The organism is Candidatus Bathyarchaeota archaeon, from assembly GCA_026014725.1.
Taxonomy (GTDB): domain Archaea; phylum Thermoproteota; class Bathyarchaeia; order Bathyarchaeales; family Bathycorpusculaceae; genus Bathycorpusculum.
In genome coordinates this window covers 222,134-244,540 of the sequence record JAOZHV010000059.1, presented here as the reverse complement: position 1 = coordinate 244,540, position 22,407 = coordinate 222,134, and the positions used below count along the sequence as shown (strand labels likewise).

Annotated in this window: 26 protein-coding genes and 1 riboswitch; of the genes, 23 read left to right on the top strand and 3 right to left on the bottom strand. The window is 42.8% G+C overall.

The genetic code is table 11. The features are described from left to right. The first annotated feature begins 84 nt into the window (after window positions 1–84). The 15 genes from NWE95_13125 to NWE95_13055 all read left to right on the top strand — a co-directional run bounded on the left by NWE95_13125 (window position 85) and on the right by NWE95_13055 (window position 10,499). Window positions 85–642 (top strand): YkgJ family cysteine cluster protein, encoded by a 558-nt coding sequence (locus tag NWE95_13125; protein ID MCW4004842.1) that lies wholly within the window; start codon window positions 85–87, stop codon window positions 640–642. A gap of 54 nt (window positions 643–696) precedes the next feature. Beyond that, window positions 697–765, top strand: a riboswitch (Fluoride riboswitch). A gap of 12 nt (window positions 766–777) precedes the next feature. Beyond that, window positions 778–1,614, top strand: a complete 837-nt coding sequence (locus NWE95_13120) for a hypothetical protein (GenBank protein MCW4004841.1) — start codon at window positions 778–780, stop codon at window positions 1,612–1,614. After that, the gene (gene crcB, locus NWE95_13115; protein MCW4004840.1) at window positions 1,601–1,990 is read left to right on the top strand and encodes a fluoride efflux transporter CrcB; all 390 of its coding nucleotides are present in this window, start codon (window positions 1,601–1,603) and stop codon (window positions 1,988–1,990) included. The genes NWE95_13120 and crcB overlap by 14 nt, the downstream gene beginning before the upstream one ends. Further along, on the top strand, window positions 1,987–2,298 hold the full coding sequence (locus NWE95_13110) for a DUF190 domain-containing protein (protein ID MCW4004839.1): 312 nt from the start codon (window positions 1,987–1,989) through the stop codon (window positions 2,296–2,298). The genes crcB and NWE95_13110 overlap by 4 nt, the downstream gene beginning before the upstream one ends. A gap of 58 nt (window positions 2,299–2,356) precedes the next feature. After that, window positions 2,357–3,562, top strand: coding sequence for an MFS transporter (locus NWE95_13105; GenBank protein ID MCW4004838.1), 1,206 nt, complete (start codon window positions 2,357–2,359; stop codon window positions 3,560–3,562). Between the two features lie 228 nt (window positions 3,563–3,790). Further along, complete coding sequence (locus tag NWE95_13100; protein ID MCW4004837.1) at window positions 3,791–4,354, top strand: 4Fe-4S dicluster domain-containing protein; 564 nt, start codon at window positions 3,791–3,793, stop codon at window positions 4,352–4,354. Further along, window positions 4,344–5,237 (top strand): CoB--CoM heterodisulfide reductase iron-sulfur subunit B family protein, encoded by an 894-nt coding sequence (locus NWE95_13095; GenBank protein MCW4004836.1) that lies wholly within the window; start codon window positions 4,344–4,346, stop codon window positions 5,235–5,237. Before NWE95_13100 ends, NWE95_13095 begins: the two co-directional genes overlap by 11 nt. Then, complete coding sequence (locus NWE95_13090; protein MCW4004835.1) at window positions 5,234–6,220, top strand: oxidoreductase; 987 nt, start codon at window positions 5,234–5,236, stop codon at window positions 6,218–6,220. Before NWE95_13095 ends, NWE95_13090 begins: the two co-directional genes overlap by 4 nt. Beyond that, entirely contained in the window at window positions 6,217–7,671 is a 1,455-nt protein-coding gene (locus NWE95_13085; GenBank protein ID MCW4004834.1) for a Ni/Fe hydrogenase subunit alpha, read from the top strand. The genes NWE95_13090 and NWE95_13085 overlap by 4 nt, the downstream gene beginning before the upstream one ends. Window positions 7,672–7,773: 102 nt before the next feature. Then, window positions 7,774–8,142, top strand: coding sequence for a nitrous oxide-stimulated promoter family protein (locus NWE95_13080; protein MCW4004833.1), 369 nt, complete (start codon window positions 7,774–7,776; stop codon window positions 8,140–8,142). 73 nt (window positions 8,143–8,215) lie between these two features. Then, window positions 8,216–8,701 (top strand): hydrogenase 3 maturation endopeptidase HyCI, encoded by a 486-nt coding sequence (locus tag NWE95_13075; GenBank protein ID MCW4004832.1) that lies wholly within the window; start codon window positions 8,216–8,218, stop codon window positions 8,699–8,701. 96 nt (window positions 8,702–8,797) lie between these two features. Next, entirely contained in the window at window positions 8,798–9,076 is a 279-nt protein-coding gene (locus tag NWE95_13070; GenBank protein MCW4004831.1) for a helix-turn-helix domain-containing protein, read from the top strand. A gap of 87 nt (window positions 9,077–9,163) precedes the next feature. Beyond that, window positions 9,164–9,361 (top strand): hypothetical protein, encoded by a 198-nt coding sequence (locus tag NWE95_13065; GenBank protein ID MCW4004830.1) that lies wholly within the window; start codon window positions 9,164–9,166, stop codon window positions 9,359–9,361. A 116-nt stretch (window positions 9,362–9,477) separates the two neighbouring features. Further along, window positions 9,478–9,966, top strand: coding sequence for a hypothetical protein (locus NWE95_13060; GenBank protein MCW4004829.1), 489 nt, complete (start codon window positions 9,478–9,480; stop codon window positions 9,964–9,966). Window positions 9,967–10,019: 53 nt separating this feature from the next. After that, a complete protein-coding gene (locus NWE95_13055; GenBank protein ID MCW4004828.1) occupies window positions 10,020–10,499 on the top strand; it encodes an AIR carboxylase family protein in 480 nt (159 codons plus the stop codon). A 22-nt stretch (window positions 10,500–10,521) separates the two neighbouring features. Here NWE95_13055 and NWE95_13050 read toward each other — a convergent pair whose 3' ends face one another. Continuing rightward, complete coding sequence (locus tag NWE95_13050) at window positions 10,522–11,349, bottom strand: hypothetical protein (GenBank protein ID MCW4004827.1); 828 nt, start codon at window positions 11,347–11,349, stop codon at window positions 10,522–10,524. A 175-nt stretch (window positions 11,350–11,524) separates the two neighbouring features. On the opposite strand from NWE95_13050, the gene NWE95_13045 reads away from it, so the two are divergent. After that, the gene (locus NWE95_13045) at window positions 11,525–12,415 is read left to right on the top strand and encodes a hypothetical protein (GenBank protein ID MCW4004826.1); all 891 of its coding nucleotides are present in this window, start codon (window positions 11,525–11,527) and stop codon (window positions 12,413–12,415) included. Between the two features lie 17 nt (window positions 12,416–12,432). Here the strand turns inward: NWE95_13045 and NWE95_13040 are convergent, their stop codons facing one another. Next, window positions 12,433–13,419: a hypothetical protein gene (locus NWE95_13040; protein MCW4004825.1), complete on the bottom strand. Its 987-nt coding sequence runs from the start codon at window positions 13,417–13,419 to the stop codon at window positions 12,433–12,435. Window positions 13,420–13,786: 367 nt separating this feature from the next. Between NWE95_13040 and NWE95_13035 the strand changes: the two genes are divergently transcribed. Continuing rightward, on the top strand, window positions 13,787–14,716 hold the full coding sequence (locus tag NWE95_13035) for an SDR family NAD(P)-dependent oxidoreductase (GenBank protein MCW4004824.1): 930 nt from the start codon (window positions 13,787–13,789) through the stop codon (window positions 14,714–14,716). Between the two features lie 131 nt (window positions 14,717–14,847). Here NWE95_13035 and NWE95_13030 read toward each other — a convergent pair whose 3' ends face one another. Continuing rightward, window positions 14,848–15,351, bottom strand: a complete 504-nt coding sequence (locus NWE95_13030; protein MCW4004823.1) for a hypothetical protein — start codon at window positions 15,349–15,351, stop codon at window positions 14,848–14,850. Between the two features lie 346 nt (window positions 15,352–15,697). Between NWE95_13030 and NWE95_13025 the strand changes: the two genes are divergently transcribed. The 6 genes from NWE95_13025 to NWE95_13000 all read left to right on the top strand — a co-directional run bounded on the left by NWE95_13025 (window position 15,698) and on the right by NWE95_13000 (window position 22,404). Beyond that, entirely contained in the window at window positions 15,698–16,276 is a 579-nt protein-coding gene (locus NWE95_13025) for a hypothetical protein (protein ID MCW4004822.1), read from the top strand. 125 nt (window positions 16,277–16,401) lie between these two features. Beyond that, window positions 16,402–17,523 carry an acyltransferase family protein gene (locus NWE95_13020; GenBank protein ID MCW4004821.1) on the top strand — a complete coding sequence of 374 codons (1,122 nt, stop codon included), beginning with the start codon at window positions 16,402–16,404 and terminating at the stop codon, window positions 17,521–17,523. A gap of 136 nt (window positions 17,524–17,659) precedes the next feature. After that, window positions 17,660–18,937: a hypothetical protein gene (locus NWE95_13015; protein MCW4004820.1), complete on the top strand. Its 1,278-nt coding sequence runs from the start codon at window positions 17,660–17,662 to the stop codon at window positions 18,935–18,937. 162 nt (window positions 18,938–19,099) lie between these two features. Beyond that, window positions 19,100–20,683: a flippase gene (locus NWE95_13010; GenBank protein ID MCW4004819.1), complete on the top strand. Its 1,584-nt coding sequence runs from the start codon at window positions 19,100–19,102 to the stop codon at window positions 20,681–20,683. Window positions 20,684–20,773: 90 nt separating this feature from the next. Further along, window positions 20,774–21,832 carry a glucose-1-phosphate thymidylyltransferase gene (locus NWE95_13005; protein ID MCW4004818.1) on the top strand — a complete coding sequence of 353 codons (1,059 nt, stop codon included), beginning with the start codon at window positions 20,774–20,776 and terminating at the stop codon, window positions 21,830–21,832. Between the two features lie 41 nt (window positions 21,833–21,873). Then, window positions 21,874–22,404, top strand: a complete 531-nt coding sequence (locus NWE95_13000) for a dTDP-4-dehydrorhamnose 3,5-epimerase family protein (protein ID MCW4004817.1) — start codon at window positions 21,874–21,876, stop codon at window positions 22,402–22,404. The last annotated feature ends 3 nt before the right edge of the window (window positions 22,405–22,407 follow it).

Here is a 22,407-nt window from a genome sequence, read left to right as displayed (position 1 = left end):
CTGCAGTTGGTTGATAATACAAATTTTTAAGAGCGAAAAGTTGAAAGCAACAAACAAACAGTTGAATCGTGTTCGGAATGCAAGATGATTGACACCTTCTATGTCCACTTAGAATTCAAAACCAAAAACGGCGTTTGGTCAATTAATTTGCCGTTTCTCTGCAACCAATGTGGCGTCTGCTGCACGCTGGATGATTTCTTGACTGCTGGACCAATCAACGCAAACCCACAAGAACACCCCGAAGTCTGCGCTAAAGCAAAAGCCCTCTACGAAGAGCTAGGCAAACTTTGGGAAGCAGACGAAGCAAACTACGACCAATACATCACGCAGACCCCCTGCCCGTTTCTTGAAAACAAAACCTGCACAATCTACGAGTTTCGACCCAGCGGATGCCGACAATTCCCCAACACCCCCTTTGGCATGCTAACCCAAAACTGCCAAGCACTCAACCGATTCAAAAAACAATTGTTCGTCCTCAAAAAAGGCAGAGTTGCCAAAGAAACCTGCCTTTTCACAAGCAAAGGCGCTTCCCTTGAGCCCTCAAGGTTTACACAAAAACAATACCAAACATGCATCACCAAACTGCGCCAAGCAGGCATAACTGAAGATGAACTAGCCCTTTTCCACTGTTTTAATGAGTAGCATAAATCTTGCGCGGCGCGAGAAGAAGCCTTATTATGCTGATTTTGTATTTTTCAAGTTTAAGGCGATGAGGCTCGCCGATTAACCGCCTTTTAACTAAAGGCTGATGGCTTCTATACTATTGAAAGTGAGAACATGACACAGCGGTTAACTGGCTTAGATTCAAAGGCGGTCATAAAATATGTTGTCGATAGACAGAACGATGATGGCGGATACACGTTTTGTCAAGGTGGGCACTCAAACGCTCAAGACACTTTTTATGGTCTTTCAATTTTACAATGGTTGGATGCAGAATTTCCTAATAAGGCAAAAACTATTAAGTGGTTAGATCAACTCGAAGTTGACACCATTTACTCGCTGTTTTATGTAACCAAATCCAAGTTGCTGTGCGGGGTAGATAACGACCAATTTCTCAAAGAACAAATACTTACACTTGGTGACCCCTCAAACTACATTCACTCAACAGACATTTTCTCAGAAGCCTCGTCTGAATTTACACCAATAGCCATGGCTCTTGAGCTTGCGCGCCTCTTCAACATCCACACAAATGACGGCAAGGTGGCTGATTGGATTCTGAAATTTAGGAATCCACATGACGGCGGATTTGGTTCAAAAGGCAAATCTAACATTACCTCTACATTTTATGCCATTCAATCTTTAAGTTACCTGCGCTATGACTTAACCTCTCTCAGCAGTGCTCTGATGTTCCTGAGAGCCTGCGAAAAACCTAACGGTGGTTTTACAGCAATTCCAATAAATTTTATGCCTTACGTCGAATACACGTATCACGGAATAATGAGTCTGAGCTTGCTTGGTCAACAAAGTAAATATCCTACGCAAACAATGCAGTTTCTACTTGAATGCCAAAACGGAAACGGCGGGTTTGCGCGATCAACGCTTGGAATATCAACATTCGAAAATACCTATCAAGTAGTGGCTATAATGAGGATTTTGAGCAATGAAGGGAATTGAATTTCTTCTTTTAGCAATCGGTGCTATAATCGGTGCATACTTACGTTACAGGATGGTTGAATCTCCAATAACAATAGGCGTTCTGCCAGTTAATGTATTGATTGTCAATGTGTTAGGCAGTTTCATTTTGGGGCTCTTCTCAGTGCTCTCGATTGCTTTTAATTTGGACTCGCGCTATTCAATATTCATGGCTGTGGGCTTCTGCGGTTCATTCACTACCATGTCATCCTTCGAACTTGAGACTGTTAATCTGGTTGATAGCCACAGGTTAGGTATTGCGGCTTTAGACATGGCGGCCAATGTTGGCTTATCTTTTGTAGCTGTAATCGGTGGCAGATTGTTAGGTACAGGTATGATGGAGCTTGTGTTGAAATGAGAATGAAAATGTGGAGCGTCAAAATTGTATTCAAGAAAAATGATGAAGTCGGCGGTAAACGTCTACAAACACTAATAATGGATTTATTGCAGAAATCAGGGGTTGCTGGCGCTACCGTTTGGACTGGAGTAAACGGGTTTGGGAAACGAGGAAAGTCCGCTCTAAAACTGGAAGGCGTCACAGTAAACATGCCCCTGATTATCGAAGTCATAGATGAGCAGTCAAAACTTGAACCGTTACTGCCTGAACTAAAACATATTGTAGGAGACAACGGGATAGTAAGCATTCAAGATATATATGTTGTATAGACAAAGCTTGTTTCTGATAAAATGACTCAAACTAAAGATGATAAAAGGCGGGGTATGCTTGGCTGATACTAAAATTTCTAAGAGAACAGCCTACCTCGCCATCCTCACATTAGGGCTTGTGAGCATGCTGGGAGACATTGTTTATGAGTCAGGCAGAGGAATCGCCCCTGACTACTTAATGTTTCTTGGCGCCTCAGCGGTTATGGTTGGCATCGTAAGCGGCGCAGGAGAATTCTTAGGCTACGGTGCAAGACTAATCAGCGGAACATTGGCGGACAAAAGCAAAGCCTATTGGGTCTTCATATTCGCAGGATACGGGTTAATCCTTGCAATACCGCTCATAGGCTTAACCTACAGCCTTGAACTAGTAATCGTTCTCATTCTGCTAGAAAGACTGGGGAAAGCTTTGAGGTCGCCACCAAGAGACACGGTTGTTTCTGTAATCGGCAAGAACGTTGGTTCGGGAAAAGCATTCGGAATTCACGAAGCAATAGACCAAATTGGCGGCATTTTAGGTCCCCTGCTCTTTGCCGCCGTATTGTTTTTCACCGCAAATAATTATCAAGTGGCGTTTGGGCTTCTCATAATTCCCTACGTTTTAATGATGATAGTGATAGCCTACACCTATAGAAAAGTTGGAAAAAACGTTGAAGCCGAAGCAAAAAACGCCAAACAAGAACGCGCACCGCTCACTCGTAGCTTCTGGTTATATTGCCTTGCAGTTTTCTTAAACACTTTAGGGCTTATTCCAGTTGCACTCATACTCTTCTCTGGGTCTTTAATTCTCCAACCTCTAGGTCAAGCATGGATAGTGCCTCTATTGTATGTAATTGTGCAAGGTGTAGATGCGCCGATGGCTTTAGTTTCTGGACACTTGTTTGATAAGCTGGGAATCAAGCTTCTTGCCTTACCGTTTACGCTGTCAGTGTTTCCCATCCTTTTTGTCTCTCTGGGTGGTCTAGCAGGCATCGTTGCCGCATGCGTAATGTTTGGCCTTGTGCTGGGCATGCAAGAATCAATCTATCGCGCTGCCGTGTGCGCGTTTGTTCCACTTGGAAGGAGAGGCACAGCGTATGGTGTCTTTAACACTATTCTGGGCATAGGTACGTTGGCAAGCGGAGTCATTTTTGGTTTTTTCATCGAAAGCGGATATTCAGCAACGGTAATGGTTGTGTTTGCTTTAGTACTGCAAGCAATCGCCATCGTAACACTATGGCAAAGCAACAAGCAATATTTCAAAAAATTGCCGATTGTAGAAATATAAAGTGGATATAGAAAAAATCAAGCTTTAGTTTCAAAGATTGGATGTTTTTGATGGCTGGTTCGGAAGCTTAGTTGTGGCGATTTCAGTTAAGTTTTCAATGATTTTAATGGCTTAGAAATTATGGAAGAATCATCCATGATTTGGCTCAAGCTTTATGTAGTTGTTATGGGATTTGAGAGTAACTAAGCACGCACGTGCTCAAAATTAATCTGTCAAAGTGAAAACCTTATGACTGAGACAGCAGCACCCCCCACAACAAAAGGCCAAGAGCCCATAAAAGCTTCCGAACTCGACCCCAAATTCAAATATGAACTACAAAAAATCCACGGAAGCGAAAAAATCCTAAAATGTTTCCAGTGTGGAACATGCACATCAGACTGCCCAGTGGCAAGGTACAGCGACAGTTACCGACCACGCACCCTTATCCACATGGCACAACTGGGTCTAAGAGACCGCGTGCTAAACAGCGACACACTATGGTTATGTGCGGCATGCTTCACATGCACAGACCGTTGCCCACAAGACGTCGAAGTCGCAAACGTCATCCGCGTCTTCCGCAATCTCGCTGTGGAAAAGGGTTGCATACCGCAAGTCTTCAAAGACCAAACCCAAGCTGTACTTGAATCAGGTTACGCTTACAAAATCCCAGAATTAAGAATCAAAAAACGCGAAAGCCAAGGGCTTCCACCACTGCCCAAAGGCAACGCTGAAAACGTTCAAAAAACCCTAAAGGGAGTAAAATTCATTGAACGAATAAAACAACCAACAGGAGCAACTCAAAGTGGGCAATAAATTCCTAATATTCCTCGGATGCGCAATCCCCTACAGAGTTTCTGCTTACGAAATCAGCGCACGCAAAATTCTCGCCAAACTTGGAATTGAACTGGTTGAAATGCCAGAATTCAACTGCTGTGGTCTCCCCCTTGACCCAGTCAGCCACGAAACCATGCTTATTTTAGCAGCCAAAAACCTTGCACTGGCCGAGCAACAAGGTCTCAACATAATTACCCTCTGTCCAGGATGCGCAGGAACCCTAAAGAAAGTCAACAAAACCCTCAAAGCAGACAAAGCCCTCAAAGACCAAATCAATGCGCACTTAAAAGAAGCAGGCTTAGAATTCAAAGGCGCCATCGAAACAAAACACCTTCTCCAAGTCCTCAAAGAAGACGTTGGCGTAGAAAAAATAAAAGCCGCAGTCATTCAACCACTAACAAACATTAAAGTTGCTGAACACAACGGTTGCCACATCCTGAGACCAAAAGAATACATCGGCTTTGACGACCCCGAAGACCCGCAAACACTAAAAATGCTCATCGAAGCCACAGGCGCCACATGCCTCGACTACATCGACGAAACCGAATGCTGCGGAGCACCAAGCGTTGGAGTCAGCGACAAAGTTGCCCTGCAACTCGCAAGAGACAAACTAAACCACGTAAAACAAGTTGACGCGCAAGCGCTCATCACGATTTGCCCGTTCTGCCACATAATGTATGATACAAACGAGCTTAGAATAGAGAAAATGTTTAATGAAACCTATGGCATTCCAATACTCCATTACCCACAGCTGTTGGGGTTAGCCATGGGTATGAAACCAGAAGAATTAGCATTCAACGAACTTAGAGTAAACACCTCAAAACTCTTAAACAAAATAGCCGAAGGAGCAAACAAACCATGAGTCAAAAATTAAAAATAGCCTTCTATTGGGCTGCAAGTTGCGGCGGCTGCGAAATAGCCGTCTTAGACATAAACGAGAAAATCCTAGACGTAGTAAAAATCGCCGACATAGTTTTCTGGCCAGTCGCCATGGACATCAAATACAAAGATGTCGAAGCACTCCCAGACAAACACATCGACATAACATTCTTCAACGGTTCCATCCGCAACAGCGAACAAGAACATATGGCAAAACTTCTAAGACAAAAATCAAAAACTCTGGTTGCTTTCGGTTCATGCGCCCACGAAGGCTGCATACCAGGGCTTGCAAACTTGCATAATAAGAATGAAATTTTTGAGCAGGTTTACATTAAAGACAAGTCCAACATTAACCCAGCCTCAACCGCTCCTCAAACCGTAACCAAGGTTCCTGAAGGAACCCTCAAAATCCCAGAATTCTACGACACAGTAAAAACCCTCGACCAAACCGTTGACGTTGACTACTACCTGCCAGGTTGCCCACCCCCAGTTAAACTAATTGCCGCCGCAGTAGACGCCATCGCAAGCAATCAGTTGCCGCCAAAAGGCTCAGTGCTAGCTCCCCTCAAAGCAGTCTGCGACGAATGCGAACGCAAACGCGAAAACAAAAAAATCGGTAAACTCTACCGAGTCTACGAAAAGGCTCCTGAACCAGAAAAGTGTCTCCTCGAACAAGGCATCTTATGCATGGGGCTTGCAACCAGAAGCGGTTGTGGCGCACAATGCCTAAAAGTAGACATGCCTTGCACAGGTTGCGGTGGACCAGCCCCCAGCGTGCCAGAACAAGGCGCAGCAATGATATCTGCATTAGCGTCCATTCTCGGATATGACGGCGAGCCAGGCAAAGTAAAATATACTGAGAAGGAGATTGAAGACTTGATCAGCCAAATTAAAGATCCAGTTGGCACCTTCTACATGTACAGTCTTCCAGCTTCCATCCTTAAAAGAAAGGTGATTAAAAAATGAAAGAAATAATAATTGACCCAATCACACGCCTTGAAGGACACGGAAACGTATCCATATTCCTAAACGACCAAGGCGAAGTAGAAAACGCTTACCTAAAAATCCCCGAACTAAGAGGCTTCGAAAAATTCTGCATCGGCAGAAAAGCCGAACTCATGCCTCAACTAACCACCAGAATCTGCGGTGTCTGCCCAGTTGCCCACCACTTTGCAGCAGTTAAAGCCTTAGACGCAGCATTCAACGTAGAACCAACTTCGGCAGCAAAGAAGCTTCGAGAACTAATGTACAGCGCCTACTACATTTATGACCATACACTACACTTCTATTATCTTGGTGGACCAGATTTCGTTGTCGGACCAGATGCGCCACCAGAAAAACGCAACATTCTCGGCGTCATCGAGAAAGTAGGCTTAGACATTGCAAAAGAAGTCATAAAACATCGGGCTTACGGTCAAAAAATGACCGAAATCATCGGGGGAAAAGCCACTCATCCAGTCTGTGGATTACCAGGCGGGATGTCAAAGCCGCTAAGCGAAGAAAACAGGCAAGAAATCGAGAGAATGGCTGCTTCATGCGTAAACTTTGCGCAATTCACGCTTAAACTGTTCCATGATGTAGTTTTAGGCAACACCAAATACGTTGACCTAATCAAGAGTGATGCTTACACAATGCCAACCTACTATATGGGCACAGTTGATAAAAACAATAAAGTAAACTTTTATGATGGCAAAATTCGAGTTGTTGACCCCAAAGGTAAAGAGTTCCTAAAGTTTGAACCCAAAGATTACCTAAAACACATCGGCGAACACGTGGAACCATGGACATACAGCAAATTCCCATACCTCAAAGCAATCGGCTGGAAAGGACAAGTTCCAGGCGCAGACAGCGGTGTTTACCGTGTCGGTCCACTTGGACGATTAAATGCTTCCGATGGTATGGCAACTCCGCTTGCACAGGCAGAATACGAGGTCATGTACAAGACGCTCGGCGGTAAACCAGTTCACAGCACCTTGGCTTTCCACTGGGCAAGACTCATCGAATTGCTCTACGCAACTGAACGTGCGATGGAACTAGTTAAAGACCCAGAAATCACAAGCAAAAACGTGCGCAACAAGCCAGGCGAACCAGGCGAAGGAGTCGGCATCACCGAAGCAGCACGCGGAACACTAATCCACCACTACGTCCTAGACAAAGACGCGCTCGTTAAAGACGTTAACTTAATCGTGGCAACCACCAACAACTACCCAGCCATCTGCATGAGCATCCGCGACGCAGCAAAAGGCTTAATCCACGACGGCAAAGTCGACAACGGCATCCTAAACATGGTTGAGATGGCTTTCCGAGCCTACGACCCATGCTTCGGCTGCGCAACACATGCTGCAGTTGGACAAATGCCCCTAACTGTTGAGGTCTTTAACGCTCAAAAACAGTTAGTCAGCAAAGTTAGCCGTTAACTTAGCTCGCTTTCTTTCAGGGCATCAATAATCCCTAATGTTTTAGGGTAAACCTTTATGTGAAAAACACATGTTTCTTTCTTACATTAGGGCACGATTTGAATGCAACCGCAACCTCCCAACCCCAATCATAAGAGAATGAAGCGCGAGAAAAAAACCATACAGTGCATGGTAGAAATCTACTGCAAAAACCACCACAGCACTCATGGAGAGATTTGCCCTGAATGCAAACAGTTCCAAGAGTACGCTTTTATGCGTCTGGATAAGTGCCCTTTTCAAGAGAAAAAAAGCACATGCGGCAAATGCCTAATTCACTGTTACCGACCAGACATGAAAGAGCAAGTCAAGAAAGTAATGCGTTATTCTGGTCCACGAATGCTTCTGCATCATCCAAGTTTAGCGTTGCATCATGTGTGGGATGGTCGTAGGAAACCTCCACGGCTAGAGAGGAAACAGCCTAGCAATGAATAGACATGGCTTACCGCAATATGCCGTGGTAAACTTTTTCTAGGTACACGCTTATTTTCTCTGCATCGGTGTTTCCATGCCTGATAAAATCGAAAAAAAACTCAAAGACTGGTTAGACGGCGCAAAGCGGGTTGTAATAGCTGGAATTGGCAACCCCATACGCCAAGACGATTACATCGGACTGAAAATCGTTGAAGACCTCAAAAACAAGCTTTCAAAAAATGTTCTCCTGCTGGAGTGTGAGACGGTTCCAGAAAGCTACCTCTTGGACATCGAGGAATTCAATCCTACGAATGTATTGTTGGTTGATGCTGCTTTTTTAGGGCTCAAACCTGGGCAGGTTCGTCTTGTGGATGCTGAGTCGATTGTGGATTTTTCGGCTGTTACAACGCATATTTTGCCTTTGAGGCTTTTTTGTGAGTATGTTAAGCAGGCAACGGGTGCAAAAATTGGTTTGTTGCTGGTTGAGCCCAAAAACATGGAGTTTGGTGAAGGGTTAAGTTCTGAGGTTCAAGCTACCGCAAAAAAGTTAACTGAAGTATTGCTTGGCTTGTTTGGTTAGGTTTATTTTTTTTAAGCGACGGAATTTTTGTCAAGGAAAAGTTGTTAAAAAGTCATTTAAGGGGTTCTTGTTCATTAGATTTTTGAGGATAAGTAAATGTTGACTAAGAGTGAGCAGATTGAAAATGTTACCTTCCAAGCTTTAGCTCATCAGACGCGTCGGACGATAATTAGAATTGTTCAGTCAAGAAAGCAAGGCATATCGTATACCGAACTTATTACTGAACTTGGTTTATCTACTGGAAAGCTTAACTATCATTTAGAACAGCTCAAGGGGTTAATTGAAAAAAATAGTAGCAACTACTACGTTTTAACATCTTTTGGAGAAAAAGCCGTCGAGCACCTAAACCTTATTCAACAAAGAACAAGCATGTAAGATGAGAAATATGTCAAAATTGCCGCGTTATCTCAAAAGAGCAGCCTTCAACCTATAGTTAAAGCGATTCTGATAATCAACATTGCTATGGTAGGTGTTTTCATTGGCGTATGGGGATTCCTTGGTTACATAGCCATAAGCGAGGGAGTGCCAGTCATAGTTTACGTGCTTCTCCCAATATTGGTGGCTATAGGCGCAAGCATTCTTGGCATGCTGATTTATGCATTGGTTAAAACTCCGCCGTGGCTTAAGAGGTTTGAACAAAGATTCTTTGGAGAAGGATAGTTCTTTCTCTTTTTCGTGTTAGATTTAGTGTTCTTTTAGAGGAACAGTTTGTTCTCCTCGAAGAGTAAAATATCCCTTCTATATCTGGCTAAAATATAGGAGAATGTCTATAAAAAATGAGCAAGAAGACGATAATAACAGTCACAATCGTCATTGTGCTGTTGATAACAACCGGAGTCTTGCTCCATCAGCAAGTAGCTTTAACAAAAAGTAATCATGAACTGCTAGAGTTACTGGAAAAAACAAACAGCGAGTTGGAGGTTCTTAAACGGAATTATTCCGACTTGCTGAATCTCTTCGGGGCAAACGCAAATGGCGAATTATCACCCAAAATTGAGACACGCCTTGGAATCAAGTTAATGGAGGGGCAACGGAACGCTAATTATCTTTGGGTAACTGGCGAAGTTGAAAACGTTGGAGATTTAACACTTTTCAATGTGCGATTAAGGTACACGTTGCATACGAGTAACGGTACAGACGTTAAAGAAGACATAATCGGCACTCTACAACCGCATCAAATTGTCACCCGCCGCTTTACAGCTTGGACTTCGCTTGGAAAAATTACAAGCTGGGAATTGGAACCTGTAGCAACCTATCAACCTTAAAACATTAAAAATTAATTAGCTACTTGCTCATTAAAGTGTACAGTGAAACTTGCATGGTTGGCGTAGCAGTAATAATTATGGGTTCAGAGCGGGATTTAGATTTTTCCCGTGAAATATCAAAATACCTAAAACTGTTAGGCATAAACTACGAGTTCAGGGTTGCTTCAGCACACAAGACGCCCGAGAAAGTCCTTGCCATAATCAAGGAATTTGAAAAAGAAAAAGCTGTTTACATCACGGTTGCAGGGCGCTCGAACGCTTTAAGCGCTTTTGTCGACGGCAACACCACAAAACCCGTAATCGCCTGTCCACCTTACAGCGAAAAGTTCGGCGGTGCAGACATTTATTCTTCTCTTAGAGTTCCAAGCGGAATAGGCTCTGTTGTGACGATTGAGCCTGAAGGCGCAGCCATTGCGGCAGCGAAAATCTTGAGCTTGGAAAATGCTGAATTGCAAGGTAAAGTCAAGAGCTACCAAGAGAGCAAAAAGAAAGAGCTTGAAACTGCGAACGAGCAAGTTAAAAAATTGAAATAAGAAAATAAAAGAAAAAAATTGGCTACTTACGCTTCTTATATGCAATTAGTCCTGAAGCGACTGCTACAATTGCGACTACCACTATCGCAACGATGTATACTGTTGGTATGTTATTGTCTTCTGTTGGCTCGGTGGAGGGTTCTGCTTCAGGCTCAATTTCCGCCACTGTCCAAGTGGAAAAGTGGTTGGTATTGCACACCAAGTAGCCATTCTGGTCCATGTAGCTTTCAACCGCCTCCCATTGCGCTCTGGTTTGGTTCCAGTACATCCAAGTTAATCTTGAAGCGTTAACTTCTCTGTTTAGGTTTTGGTTGAGTTCTGTCTGGTTGATGTATAGTCTTATTTGCGCTTGCAGTTGCACCGTGGCGTTGGGTTCTATTCCTAAGTAGAAGTTTAGGCTTCGCTCGTTAACCATTGCACCTTGCAGCGGAGACCTAGACAGGTTCATCACTAGCGACATTGTTTGGTTTGGCTCAACTGTTAACCCAAAAATTTTGGGTGTTACTTCTTCATCAGCAGTAAAGGTTACTTCACAGTTTTGGGAGCAGTTCATAAGCATAGTCATGTTTCTATACCTGAACAGTGTTTGTTCTCTTGCTTGGACTTGTTCTCTTTGAGCAACAGGTGTTAGGTCAGTTCGGTTGTACTGCTTTGCATTATCTGGGAAATTGGGGCCAGTCTGATTTGCGTTCGTGCTTGGCGTTTCAGGGCTGTTATTTCCTGTTTCAGATTGTTGCCCTTGCCCATTCTGGTTGCCTGCAATTGCCGTAGATAGAGGCGCTACTAACCCGATAATCAACAATACGAGTAGTAGTCCACTGATTCTTTTTAGGTTGCTTGGTTTATTCATTTTATCACCCGAAAAAGAGTATGCTAACGCAAGACATAAGGGACACTGTGAAACAATCGTTTCAAACCTGAAATAGCATTACTTAACGGTAAATTAAAGTCAAAATGAGCAGTAAACATTGCTTAAATGTGCACAAACCTTATTTTTGCATAAGCAGACTTTATTGCGACGTATCATGAGACAGCATAGCGGAAGCTGGAAAATCACGCTCCTTGCAATATTACTTGTAGCTATCTTTTCTTTTCCTGCCACCGCTCAATTGCCGTTTGAAGTTGAATCAACCGACGTTAGAGTTTACCGAGACGGCTTAGCCCATGTTACCCAGACATTACTTGTAGATGAACTTTCAGCCGAGGTTACTATTCCATTGTTGTCTGCTTCTGTTGAAAACTTGGTTGTTTTGGACGACAATCTGACAGCGGTTGATTACCAACTTAACCAAAAAAACCTAGTTATCTATTCTTTAGGTGCCGCCAAACTTCAGGTCCAATATGACACTAACGCCCTCACTTGCAAGGAAAACGAGGTCTGGACCTTAACCATGAATAATCCATGCAGTGTTTCAGTGGTTTTCCCTGTTAACTCAACCATTATCTATCTAAGCAACGCACCAACTGAAATAGACACCACTAATAATCAGGTTTCCCTGCGCTTGAATTCGGGGCAATGGGAAATCAGCTACCTTTTGCAGTTGGTAACAGAAGACCAAAATAGTCAAACTCCAGTTCCTCACGGCATCTTTAGCTTTCCTTTCGAGTACATAGGCGCCATAACAGGCATTGTACTGGCAACACTTCTTTTGGTCGTAGTATTAGCGTTTAAGCGAAAACGACGATTCAACCTAAAGAAAACATTCAACGAAAACCCACAGTTAATGAAAGAAGACCGTGAAGTGCTTCAGTTTTTGGCTGAAAAAGGCGGCGCGGCTTTTGAGGCTGAAATACGAGAACGGTTCCCTGATGTACCCCGAACAAGCCTGTGGAGATTAGTTAAGCGTCTTGAGAAACTGGAGATAGTTGAAGTAAAAAAGATTGGTTTAGAAAACCAAGTGGTTCTCAAAAAATAGGCTGAAAACTGGTCGTTTTAGCTGCCGCCATTACCGCCTGGACCGTTGCCACCGCCAGCTCCGCTTCCTCCTTGTTGACGGTTAATTTCTTGATTCAGTGCTTGTTCCATACTTTGGACCATTTGGCTAATTGATTGACATTCTTGAATGGCGTTTTGCAGGTTTGTTTGCGACTGAGCGTTTTGTATTCTGCCTTGGAGTGTCTGCATGAATTGATTTTCGCTCTGGTATCCGTGACTTTCTAGGACCGCGTTAAAGTTTATGCCATGCTGATTTCCGTACGCGAAGCGTTCTTGGATTCTTTGCTGAAGTCTTTGGCAGTAGGCGTTGAGGCGCCAATTGTTTGATTCTTCAGCTTGATTCTTTAGGTAGTGGTAGACTTGAGCTATGTTTTGTTTCGCCTCAAGGAACAGTGATTTGGCTTCATCAACTTTGCCATCAAGCAACAGAGCTTTGGCTTCAAGCAATTTGCCATTCGCGTCATCAAGAAGGTTGAGGATTTCTTGCGTTGTGTCCGTTGGAAGGATGTCTTTGAGTGTGCTTATTCTTTGTAACTCACGAGTAATGGCATCAGATAACTCTTGATTACCCATCACCCCATCAAATTGGACATCTGCAGCTTTCAAGATGGCTTGTAGGGAGCTGTAAATGTCTCTGAAGATTTGTAACGCTTCAAGGGCTGAATCTGCGGCAACATCATACTGGGAATTTGCCAAAGCCTCTTTGGCGACCTCTAGTTTTTTCAAGCCATCTGTTTGGTATAGCGTGATGTTGCTCTCGAGTTGATTTGTGAGAGTGACATTCTCAATTTTTCCTAGAGCATCGTCATCTGAGTAAATACGGGTAATTAGGCTTTGAACTTGGTTTCCTGCCTCTTCAGCTAACCTGACAATTTTTTCTTCAATGACTTGGTTTGTTTGCCCACTAACAAAAACCATCGCTGGAAGTGCCGTTGAAACTAGCAGAATTATTATTGCGAAAGCGATGATTTTTGGCTTTTCCATTTTTAATCACTATAATTATTATGGAACTCATAGTTAAGGACTATTTTGAAACGAGCGTTTCACACTTGGTATTCTTACTATGGTTAAGTTAAACACCTGACTTTTAGCGACTATATCGTTTTACAATGACTTAGTCAAAAGTCTTACAGTTGTCGCTTTGTAATTTCCTCGTCCTCTGCTAATTTAAAAGCGGGCTGTTTAGTTTTTACTACGTACATGATTAATGCACAGTTGCTAAGTGTGCTCCCGTCCCAAAAAATAAGAGCAGTTTTTGGAAATCACCAATAGATAATTTGGTATAGGAATAACTTTATAATTGTTTCAGCCGTGTAAATTGCGATATATGAATCGTTAGCTGCGCCTTAATATGACTGAAGTTGAGAAAAAAATTTTGGTTACTGGTGGGGCTGGTTTTATCGGAAGCCACTTAGTTGACAGGCTGGTGGCTGAAGGTTATTTTGTTAGGATAATTGACGATTTGTCAAGCGGCAAGATAGAAAATATTCAACATCACCTGCACACTAATAGAGTTGATTTTGTTAAAGGCGACATTCGTGATGTCTCATTAGTTAGAAAAAATGTTGCTGGCATTGATTTCGTTGTTCATTTGGCTGCAATTATCAGTGTACCCTTTTCGGTTGAAAACCCAGAATTGACTTTTGACGTAAATCTCCACGGCACACTAAACCTTTTGCGGTCTTGTGCAGAAGAAGGTGTTGGCAAATTTGTGTTCATATCTAGTTGCGCCGTTTACGGTGACCCGGAGGTCAATCCTGTTACTGAAGACATAAAAACCAATCCAATTTCTCCATATGCTGACTCCAAACTTATTGGCGAACGGTATTGTCTAAGTTTTTACGAAAGACAGCTATTGAAAACAGTTGTTTTGCGCTTCTTTAACGTGTACGGCTCAAGGCAGGGTGTGAATGACTACAGCGGAGTAATTACACGCTTTATCAGCAGAGTAAAGAAAAAAGAACCCTTGATAATCTATGGTGACGGCTCGCAAACAAGAGATTTTGTAAACGTGAATGATATCGTTGACGCAATCTTGGCTGCCATGAAAAGCGAGAAGGCTGAGGGCGAAGTTTTCAATATCGGTTCTGGCAAATCCACTTCCATTAACGAATTAGCTAAATCGGTTTTAGAGTTAAGCAACGTAGACGTGGAGATTAAGTATGAAAACCATCGAGCTGGCGACATCAAGCACAGTTTAGCAGATATTTCTAAAGCTAGAAAGCTGTTGGACTATGAGCCTAAGGTTAGCTTGAAAGATGGTTTACGAGAATTAATTTAAAAAAATGGAATAGTTAAGTTAAAGACCTGTCTTAATGCCAGAGCTTACGTGCTTATCAAAGTATAGAAGGAAAGGTGGAAGATAGAGAAAGGTTTGCAAGCTTTATGCTCTCGTACGCCGCGTTATATCGTTTAACTGCTTGTTTTGTCAATGACTGTTCTTGTTATCGTAACTATTTGAGTAACTTTTTCGTTTGCGACGTCAACGCTGATGGTTGCATAGCCTGATTCTCCGTTCTTCATTATCACCGTTGCTGTGGTTGCCTTGGTGGTTAGGGTTCCGTCACCTTCGATTACGTTCTTGATTATAGGTTTAATTGATGTTACGTTGTAGCCTTGGGAAATTAGGTTCTGCACGTCACTGTCACTGTTAAGTATTGCATTTATGTTATCTGTGTACTCGGAGCTAACTTCGATAGTGCTGTAGCCTCCCATTCCGCCATGACCGCCTCGCCTACCAGTGAATCCACCAAAGCATTGAGCTTCCATCATCATGTTGTCATCACCCCGAAAATGGTCAGTTGTCTGAGTTGTTTGTGTCGTATCTGTGGTGGTATCTGTCGAGTTTGTTTCGTTGGCTGACGCAAACGCCATCATTGTGAAAGCCCCTACTGCCGTAGCAAGTATCGTCAGCATTATTAGACTAATTGCAATTGTTTTTTTGTCGATTTTTTCACCTCCGTTCCAACGAAACCCCAAGAGTTTAAACGATTATTAAGCAATTTTTCAAAATTCAACCCTAAATGTAACAGATTCTAACCCAAATTAATACAAAATTAACCCAAAATCCCAGCGCACAATTTTGCGCAACCCGTCAATACTTAAGTCTAGTACCCCCTTTATCGTTAAAGAACTTTCACTTACATTTTCCAGACATAGAAGATGGTCAATCGATAGTCACGTTTCAACTTGGGATTAATTTGGAAATAGAGTTAAATGTAGAGTGCCTACTAAGTAACGTTCCAAACGAAGGCAATCTAACTTGAATTGTGAAAAATGCGGAAAACAAATACTCGACGAAAAAAGCAGTTTCTGTGCATACTGTGGCGCTACACTTGACGCGTCATCAAAAACATCAGATTACAACAATAATGTAGGACTTTTAGCACTCATCGCCTCAACTCTTACTGTTTCGTTAGGATTCCTAGGTATAGTGTATTATCAATCGTATATCGCGTACTATACTGCCTATGGTTACGATACTTCTAACGCTATCGGATTCTTGCTTTTTGTAGTTTTTGCGTTCGGTTCTTCAACAGTCGGGTTCATCGCAGCATTATCTTCGCTAAAGAGAAAGCACTTTAACTTCACTGTAATCGGAAATATGCTGCTAATAGCTTCAGTGATCTTCACATTTGTCATAGTTTGGCTATATGAATTAGGATTCTCTGATGGAATCATAACGACGGGAATTCCCACGCTTGGTCTTTCGCTTGTAGCGATATTTTCTTTGCTGAAATCAAAAAATATGTTTTCTACGGAAAGCTCAACAGAAAGCGCTTCCATCGACGACGAAGAAGCGAAAACTCAAGATTTTGATGAAACAGAGTGGAAAGACTAACAATCAAACTTCCAATTTTTCTCTGGCTATTCTTTGCTCAACAATCAGATAAAAACTTAAAAAAGACTTATAATGACCTTTGAATCTTTAGCCCAAAAGCCCCAACTTTTTTTACTCAGTTTTGCATGAGTGGTGTAATCCGTTCCGAATGCGAGGGGCTTAATGCGCAAGACTCTAAAGTACCATTGCAGTCAAAGCCAGTCAACGTAAATTATCCAGTAGACTTAATCCGCACCATCGCAATTCTAATGGTCATACTCGTTCACGCCTCATTTTTCCCCTACAAAATCCCCGGTGAAATCACCTCCGCTGTCATAATAAACTGGTTCACCGCTGATGTTTATGGTGCCATCGGATACTTGGGAGTGCCACTATTCGTAATGTTGAGCGGTGCCCTGCTACTGAACCCAGCTAAGGCTGATGAGCCAATGGGAGAGTTCTTCAAAAAACGCTTCCACCGCATTGGTTTACCGCTTATTTTTTGGACTGTGGTGTATTTTATTTGGAGTTTTACTGTTTACGATAAGCCAGTCACGTTCTCCAGCATAGGGCAAGGTCTAATTTCTGGTTCATACCCAATTTTGTGGTTTCTTTACTTGCTTGTAGGATTATACGCTGTGACGCCCATCCTGCGCATTTTAGTCAAGCATATCGACCGCAACAAATTCACGCTTTTAATTGCCATTTGGTTTGTCGGCACAATCTCAGTTCCCATAATCCGTACTTTCACCAGTTTGAGCTTTGACCCTTTCATGTTTGTAATCACTGATTGGGTCGGATTTTTCCTCTTAGGCATCTACCTTGTTAACACAAAGATACATTCAGCCGTGGCATATGTGGGCTTAGCCTTTGGATTGCTTGTGGCAATCTTTGGCGAATGGTTCCTCACTGCCAACATGGGCGAACAGGCTACAGGTTATTTCCACGGATATTTAAGTTTCAATATGATAATTGCTTCAGCCGCGCTTTTTCTTATTCTAATAAGTATTCCAAAGAGCCGCATTGAAAACGGCAACGCAACCGTCAACCGCCTAATCCGCTGGATTGAGCAAAATACTTTGCCCCTTTATTTGGTGCACGTTATCGTTTTGGAGACGCTTCATCTTGGACTTTTAGGCTTCAGTTTTCCTTACACAAACAACCTGCTGTTTGATGTGCCGCTGATTGCCCTTGTTACATTTGTGTTATCAGCCGCCATCATTTATCCTCTAAAGAAGATATCTTATGTAGCAAAACTGATTGGTTGACTAAAAAAGTCTGGAAAACTCAAGCACTCAAATCAGTACAGGCAACACGATGCACAAGTCACGCGTTCTATGGTGTAGAAATAAATACCGCCGTTCCTCATTGAGGGCTAAAATAAGTGTTCGAGGGAAAACTCTGTTGAAAACTAGACTGCTCGCTATAGTTGTTTTTGCCTTGCTGGCTATTCAGTTTCTTCCAAATAAAATTTTTATCTCCGACAGTTATGCACAAGCAACACCGAATGTTTATGTCGGCATCGATATTGCTTACGGAGCAACCCAAGAAGCCAAATTAGCGATTGATAAAGTCAGCAGCTACACTAACCTCGTTGTTTTTGGCAGTACACAAGTGACTTGGTTTCAGGACAGAGTAAATGAGACATTCCAGTACGCCTATGACAGGGGTTTGTCAATCATAAGCTTACGTCCAGCTCTTCCACAATACACCACAGAGGGGCTGAACGAAACTGAATGGTATTCTATGGCACAGAATCGCTGGGGAGAACGACTATTAGGGTTCTATATTCTAGATGAGCCAGGCGGCAAACAGCTAGATGGAACTGCCGAGTATGGTTGGAACAATTTTACTGGTTATCCAAGCAGTTATGTTAATGCGGCAAATATGTTTACTGAGGGCGTTTCTAATTTCTTAGGCTACGAACGACCGCCAGCTTATTATGAAACCTTCACATCAGACTACGCTCTCTACTGGTATGATTATAAAGCTGGTTACGACACAGTTTTTGCCCAATTTGGCTGGAACTACAGTAGAGAGATAAACATTGCCCTCTGCAGGGGTGCAGCTGAAAAGCAAAACAAAGATTGGGGCGTCATCATAACATGGACTTACACCAATCCGCCATTCCTAGAAAGTGGCGAGCAACTCTACAACGACATGCTGTTAGCCTACGATAATGGCGCAAAATACATAATAGTATTTGACAGCGACGAAAATGGCCACAGCACCCTCCAAGCAGAGCATTACGATGCAATGCAACGCTTCTGGAACTACGCACAAAACAACCCGCCCAAAATCATACCTAAAAACCAACGAACCGCCTTTGTTCTTCCCGATGCTTATGGCTTTGGTTTCCGTTGGCCAAAAGACCACATCTGGGGAGTGTGGGAAGCAGATGAGCTCACAGGCAACATTAGCCTAAGCGTTGGTACACTACTAAAGCAATACGGAGCAAGACTCGACATCCTCTACAACGATGGTCTGCAAGAAGGCAGCAACGGATATAATCAGCTTATCTACTGGAATTCCTACGACCCAACGCCAACGCCTTCCCCGACACTCTCTCCCACGCCTTCGCCAACTCCTACACCTACTGCTTCACCTGATAACCCATTAACAGAATTCTCTCTGACAGCGCTCCTCATAACCACAATTATAGTATCAACGGCATTTAGTTAGTGGATTTGTTATTTTCCACTTTAAAAAAAAGAGCAAATCCAACAACCCTCATAACATAAATCCACGCAAACCCTGATAAAATAAAAAAGCAACCACAAACCAAAAGAACAACCGCACCAACAACAAACCAACCAACACCTCAAAACACAAGGACTCAGGCAAATGACCAAAGCAGCACAAATGGCGCAAACAACAGCCAAAGGCAGCGTACACCTACTCTGGGGACTAATCCTCTCCACAGTCATCTCAGCAGTCGGCACCATATTCATAGCCAAGCTTCTGGGCGACGAAAACTACGGACTATACACCATAGCTGTAAATGCACCCGTACTATTCGCCACCTTCAGAGACTGGGGAATAAATACAGCAATCACAAGATACGTAGCACAATATAACAGCCAAAACCAACTAGAAAAAATCAAAAGCACAATCCTATCTGGACTAATTTTCGAATTAACCCTTGGTATTATACTTACAATAATCTCTTTCACTTTGTCAGGTTTTTTGGCCAACTTGTTTGGCCGACCGTTAATAACTCCTTTAATCCAGATATCCTCAATCGTTATCCTAACAGGTGCACTCATCAGCACAGCAACAGCTGCTTTTACAGGGCTAGAAAAAATGCACCTAAACAGCATAATGCTCATTGTCCAAGCCGCAGTCAAAACGGGTCTCATAATAGCACTTGTGCTTCTAGGTTTTGGCACAGCAGGCGCAGTATGGGGTTACATAACCGCTGCCTTAATAGCAGGACTAACTGGCATACTGCTCACCTATACAATGTACAAGTCTCTTCCAAAAACACCCAATAGCAAACTAGAAATCCTATCCACAACCAAAATCATGCTAAAGTACGGCGCCCCAATATCAGTGGGCGCAATCCTATATGGCTTTTTAGGGCAATTCTATAGTTATCTAATGAACATTTACGTCACTGGACAAACTGGTGACGCTGCGATAGGTAACTACAGCGTAGCCCTAAACTTCGTGGTCCTAATAACGTTCTTCGCCACACCTGTACTAACTATGATGTTGCCAGCCTTCTCCAAACTAGATGCCCAAAAAGACCAGCAAACCCTAAAAAACGTCTTCCAATACTCCGTCAAATACGCCTCATTGATAGTTGTTCCAGTAACAGCTATTGTCATGACACTTGCACAACCGGCCATTATCACAATATTCCAAACAGACTATTCTCAAGCACCTCTCTTTCTGGCGTTACTTTCAATAAGTTACCTCTTCACAGCCTTTGGAAGCCTGAGTGTGAGCAACCTCATAAACGGTCAAGGATACACAAAATTCAACATCAAAGTAGCCATACTCACAGCGGTTATAGGTTTCCCATTAAGCTTCATACTCATCTCAAACTACGGAGTGGTAGGCTTAATAATAACTTCTATAGTCGTGAGTTTACCTGGCCTGTTCATTAGTTTGATATTCATAAAGAAACAATTCAGTGTCTCAGTAGAATGGCTTTCTTCAGCTAAAATCTTATTCTCATCCGCAGTAGCATCAGTCTTAACATATCTGCTGATTTTACTTCTAGCCCTCCCAGCTCCATTGGAGCTAGCGATAGGTGTAGTCGTGTTCGTCTTTGTCTTCACCATCATGTCAGTACTTACCCGAACCCTAAACAAGGCCGATATAACCAATGTCCGAGATATCGTTAATGCGCTTGGTCCTTTGCGAAAACCACTAAATATTATAATAGATATTGTCGAAAAATTAGTCGAGCTTGTTCACTAATAACTAAACATATGTGTGGCTTGACCTTTATCTTGATTTCAAAACAGCAAATAATAATACCGAGCTGTGCCTAACTACTCAGGGATTAACATGAAAGCACTTGTTTTAAGCGGCGGCAAAGGAACGAGGCTTAGACCTTTAACTTTCACATGCGCTAAACAGCTTATTCCAGTTGCTAACAAACCCATTTTGGGGTATGTTCTTGACCAAATTGCGACGACGAGCATAAGAAAGGTGGGCGTTATTACAGCGCCTGAGACTGGCAGATATGTGGAGAATTATGTTGGTGATGGTTCAAGCTGGAGCCTCAAAGTTTCTTATATTCCGCAGGAACCGCTTGGTCTGGCTCATGCTGTTAAAACAGCCAAGCGTTTTCTAGGTCAGGATTCGTTTGTCATGTGTTTAGGTGACAACTTGACGGGTCAAGGTTTGAACATGTTTGTCAAGAAGTTTAAAAGTGAGCACCTTGACGCGCTAATTATTCTAAAAGAGGTTGAGAACCCCTCTAGTTTCGGTATCGCACAGTTGGATGCGAAAGGTAATATTGTCCATTTGGTTGAGAAGCCTAAGACCCCAATGGGTAATCTTGCTATTATCGGCACTTACCTGTTTTCTAACAAGATTCACCAAGCTATTGAAAGGATTAAGCCGTCTTGGCGAGGTGAATTGGAGATAACGGATGCCATTGAAGAAATGATTAGAATGGGCTTCTCAGTTAAGGCTGAAATTTTGGATTCTTGGTGGCTTGATACTGGCAAAAAAGACGATATCTTATCGGCTAACGCGAAAATATTAGACGAGTACATCGAGCGCCAGGTTAATGGAACGGTAACCAACAGCACAGTAGATGGCAGAGTAAAGGTGGATTCAGAAGCAAAAATCATAAACAGCACGGTCAGAGGACCATGTGTGATAGGAAGGAACGTGTTGATTGAGAACTCGTTCATTGGACCATACACAAGCATCGGCGATAACTCAAAGGTCTTGAATTCTAACATGGAATACTGCGTTGTGCAAGAAGATGTTGTTGTTCGTGATGTGGAGCGGATTGAAGACAGTTTGATTGGTAAAAACGCTAAAGTTACTCGGAATCAGCGGAACAGGACTATAAAGTTACATGTTGGCGATTACTCGGAAGTAGAAGTTTAGGGTCAAAAAAGGTAACTATTATAAACATTTTTAGAAGAATAATGACTGATGGAAACAAGGAATTACTCATGCTGAAAGGAATAATCATTAAACCGATAAAGCGTTTATCTGACGAGAGAGGCTTTTTTACAGAAGTCATGCGTAAAGACTGGACTGAACTTTTTGGCGAAGACACGGTTGCACAGTCAAATATCTCGTTTACTTACCCTGGTATTATTCGTGCATGGCACAGGCACCTCAGGGGACAAACCGATTATTTCTTGGCGCTGAAAGGGATGATAAAAATCTGTGCCTTTGATGACAAATCACACGAACTAAATGAAATAGTTTCAAACGCTTTGGACATGCAGATTGTGCGTATGCCTGGTCATTATTGGCACGGTTTCAAAGCACTTGGCAATGAACCTGCCATGCTACTGTATTTTACCACTAATTTGTATAACCCAGCAGACCCAGACGAGCAACGCCGGGAGTGGAATGACCCAACACTCATTCCAAAAATTATCAACGGAAGAAACGATGATCCGCGTGTTGGTAAACCTTGGGATTGGAACTATCCGCCACATAAGTGATGA

Coding starts and splice junctions, on each gene's coding strand:
- NWE95_13070 (MCW4004831.1), top strand. CDS start 8,798: ATGTTGACTAAGAGTGAGCAGATTGAAAATGTTACCTTCCAAGCTTTA.
- NWE95_13045 (MCW4004826.1), top strand. CDS start 11,525: ATGAGACAGCATAGCGGAAGCTGGAAAATCACGCTCCTTGCAATATTA.
- NWE95_13030 (MCW4004823.1), bottom strand. CDS start 15,351: ATGCTGACGATACTTGCTACGGCAGTAGGGGCTTTCACAATGATGGCG.
- NWE95_13065 (MCW4004830.1), top strand. CDS start 9,164: ATGGTAGGTGTTTTCATTGGCGTATGGGGATTCCTTGGTTACATAGCC.
- NWE95_13080 (MCW4004833.1), top strand. CDS start 7,774: ATGCAACCGCAACCTCCCAACCCCAATCATAAGAGAATGAAGCGCGAG.
- NWE95_13005 (MCW4004818.1), top strand. CDS start 20,774: ATGAAAGCACTTGTTTTAAGCGGCGGCAAAGGAACGAGGCTTAGACCT.
- NWE95_13020 (MCW4004821.1), top strand. CDS start 16,402: ATGAGTGGTGTAATCCGTTCCGAATGCGAGGGGCTTAATGCGCAAGAC.
- NWE95_13125 (MCW4004842.1), top strand. CDS start 85: ATGATTGACACCTTCTATGTCCACTTAGAATTCAAAACCAAAAACGGC.
- NWE95_13075 (MCW4004832.1), top strand. CDS start 8,216: ATGCCTGATAAAATCGAAAAAAAACTCAAAGACTGGTTAGACGGCGCA.
- NWE95_13100 (MCW4004837.1), top strand. CDS start 3,791: ATGACTGAGACAGCAGCACCCCCCACAACAAAAGGCCAAGAGCCCATA.
- NWE95_13040 (MCW4004825.1), bottom strand. CDS start 13,419: ATGGAAAAGCCAAAAATCATCGCTTTCGCAATAATAATTCTGCTAGTT.
- NWE95_13085 (MCW4004834.1), top strand. CDS start 6,217: ATGAAAGAAATAATAATTGACCCAATCACACGCCTTGAAGGACACGGA.
- NWE95_13090 (MCW4004835.1), top strand. CDS start 5,234: ATGAGTCAAAAATTAAAAATAGCCTTCTATTGGGCTGCAAGTTGCGGC.
- crcB (MCW4004840.1), top strand. CDS start 1,601: ATGAAGGGAATTGAATTTCTTCTTTTAGCAATCGGTGCTATAATCGGT.
- NWE95_13050 (MCW4004827.1), bottom strand. CDS start 11,349: ATGAATAAACCAAGCAACCTAAAAAGAATCAGTGGACTACTACTCGTA.
- NWE95_13120 (MCW4004841.1), top strand. CDS start 778: ATGACACAGCGGTTAACTGGCTTAGATTCAAAGGCGGTCATAAAATAT.
- NWE95_13055 (MCW4004828.1), top strand. CDS start 10,020: ATGGTTGGCGTAGCAGTAATAATTATGGGTTCAGAGCGGGATTTAGAT.
- NWE95_13000 (MCW4004817.1), top strand. CDS start 21,874: ATGACTGATGGAAACAAGGAATTACTCATGCTGAAAGGAATAATCATT.
- NWE95_13010 (MCW4004819.1), top strand. CDS start 19,100: ATGACCAAAGCAGCACAAATGGCGCAAACAACAGCCAAAGGCAGCGTA.
- NWE95_13060 (MCW4004829.1), top strand. CDS start 9,478: ATGAGCAAGAAGACGATAATAACAGTCACAATCGTCATTGTGCTGTTG.
- NWE95_13035 (MCW4004824.1), top strand. CDS start 13,787: ATGACTGAAGTTGAGAAAAAAATTTTGGTTACTGGTGGGGCTGGTTTT.
- NWE95_13110 (MCW4004839.1), top strand. CDS start 1,987: ATGAGAATGAAAATGTGGAGCGTCAAAATTGTATTCAAGAAAAATGAT.